The sequence below is a fragment of the Sphingomonas sp. S-NIH.Pt15_0812 genome (genome assembly GCF_003951315.1).
In the GTDB taxonomy this organism is placed as follows: Bacteria; Pseudomonadota; Alphaproteobacteria; order Sphingomonadales; family Sphingomonadaceae; genus Sphingomonas.
The window spans coordinates 1-2,577 of the sequence record NZ_QLJH01000080.1 but is presented as its reverse complement, the minus strand read 5'-3'; the positions used below and the strand labels follow the sequence as shown (position 1 = coordinate 2,577).

At 59.1% G+C, this 2,577-nt stretch carries 1 protein-coding gene and 1 pseudogene; both read left to right on the top strand.

From position 1 onward, the window contains the following. A pseudogene (locus tag BRX43_RS19900) lies at positions 1–1,317 on the top strand (hypothetical protein); the annotation flags it as partial. Positions 1,318–1,615: 298 nt separating this feature from the next. Next, a partial coding sequence (locus BRX43_RS19895; RefSeq protein WP_164523703.1) for an insulinase family protein occupies positions 1,616–2,577 on the top strand: 962 nt, incomplete at its 3' end.

The following is a 2,577-nucleotide window of genomic DNA, read 5'->3' as shown; positions in this document are numbered from 1 at the left end:
TGGTTCTATGCGGTCGGCAATGCGCTTTTCGGCTATCCCGCTGGTCGTGAAGATGCACCAGCCACGTTCGATTGGTCGAGCGCCCCGGGCATCGGCTTCGCTTCGGATCTCGAACACCTCGCCGGGCGTGACCGGGCACCGAGGCGCGCCGGCACCGTATCGGACGCCTTGGAGAGCGTCGTCATTGGAGGACGTGATCTTCGCACCTTCCCGGCTCGAGACGGATCGGGGGTCAGGGTCGCGACGGTCGGCACCTATACGTTTACCCCAGAGCAGTTGGATAGCCTCGCGCGCCGCGTAATTGCCGTCGAGCGCACCTTCTGGGACTCGGATCGCGGTGCCCCCTTCCTGGTAACCGCCGCTCCGATCGTTGGCAGCCCCACGACGATGGGGTTGGGCGGCACAGGGCGCGGGGATGCATTCGCCCTGTGGGTCGATCAACGAACGCCTCTCGCAAGCATGAAGTGGCTTCTTGCCCACGAATATTTCCACACCTGGAACCCAGGGCAGCTTGGGGAAATGCCGCAAGATCGTGAGATACGGCCAACGGCTTACTGGTTCAGCGAGGGCTTTACGGACTATTATGCGCGAGCCCTGATGGTACGAGCCGGGCTGATCTCGCCCGCAGAGTTTGCGACGCTCTGGAACGAGATGTTGGCGGCCTATGCCGGTTCTTCGGTCCGTACCATGCCGGGTGTGCGGACGGCCGCAGCCTTTTGGAACAACGAGGCCGCCCAGAAACTACCTTATCAACGCGGCGCGATGCTGGCAGCGATATGGAATGCGCGTTTGCGGGCGGCGAGCCAAGGTGCGATCAATCTGGACACGGTGCTGCACGCGCAGATCGTAGCAGCACGATCTTCGAGGGAGCAGGCGATCGCCCTATTCCCATTACTGGCGGGTCGTAATGGATTGAACACCGCTGCTGATCTGGACCGATACGTCGTGAAAGGCGAGCCGATCCTGCTGCCGGCCGATACGTTCGGACTTTGCGCTACGATCCTAACCGAACGACGCCCTTCCTTCTCGCGTGGCTTCGACGCGGACGCGACTGCGAAGGCCGGGAACATCGCGACCGGCGTGGACCCTATGCTACCGGCATATACGGCAGGGTTGCGAGATGGCATGAAGATTCTTGCCCGAACCCAAGGCGAGCCAGACAACGCCGTTGTGCCATACGCCTTGTTGGTTGAGGACAAAGGACAACAGCGCACGATCCGGTATCTTCCGCATGGACTGGAGCCTGTCACTGTGCAGCAAGTCCAGATCACACACGCGCCCGGCCGAGAATGCTTACGAACCTTGGGCGGCCTATAGGTACAGCGCAGGCCCAAGGGATTGTAGAGCGAACCTTGGATCGCGCGGGATTGGTCCGCAAACCGGGAAGGCGTGTGCCAGCTGCTACTTTGAATTTCATCCTACGATCCGCCGAGAATGCTCTGGCCGTGTCGCAGGGCCGTCCCTCTTCAGAAAAGCTCATCATCGTCACATACGCGACGCCCAGGTCACCTTTCTGCCTCAAAAGGCGCACATCTTCGATCATGCTTGTTGGTGGTGATACCGAGACGGTGGTCGACTAAGTTGGGGAATGTATATGCGGAACAATCGCGGACTGGTGTCCATCTCCATCCTTGCCCTCTTGCTTTCATCGTCTTCTTCAGGATTTGCTCAGAATGAGGCATCATTTCCTAGCAGCGGCAGCACGCAACATATGAATTATCCGGCTTCCGATTGGCGCGCGCCCTTAATCGGACGTCTTGCGAACGGTGTGAGGTTTGCGATCCTACCTCGGCAGGGTCATGAACCCGGCGTTGCGCTGCTCATGCGCAACGAAGGTGGGTTCATTGCCGAGCAGCGACCCGGTGAACGGGGACTGGCACACCTAGTCGAACATGTGGCATTCCACAGCCCTACAATGGCCGCGCCCGACGAATTCGATCATCTGAAGCGTCTTGGCATTCCATTGACGTTGCCGGCGCCAAATGCCGGGTCCACGTCATGGCGGGAGACCAACTACTATCTTTCTACAAAAACTACCGCTTCAAACGACATTGATGTGCTGCTGACCCTGTTCAGAGATGTGGCGACGGGAATGAGCCTTCGTGCGGATGCGGTCGATGCCTCACGTGGTGAGGTCATTGAAGAAATGGCGGACAAGAAGCTCGGTAACGAGATCTATGGCAGCTACATCGCCGCAATCGCACCCGGTTCGCCCAATGACAGGATCGAGGCCCAGAACTCGGATGATGTACAAATCGCCAGCATCGACACCATCCGCGGCTTGTACCAGCGATTGTACCGTCCCGAAAATATGATGATCGTAGTTGTCGGCAACGTGAACCCTGCCGAAACGAAGGCGTTGATCGAGAGGAATTTTGGAGATTGGAAGCGTGAGCGACCAATTACTCGCCCTCAACACTACCCAATCTTCGAGCGCGATCGCATTCGACCGATCAGCTTCTCCGCACTTCCGAAGGGACGCCGCTCGGCGTTGGTGACGGTCGTACTACCCACGCCTGCTCCACCCTCATCGCGTGGTCGCCAGGCGCAGAACGACCTTATGGACCTGATCGTCGC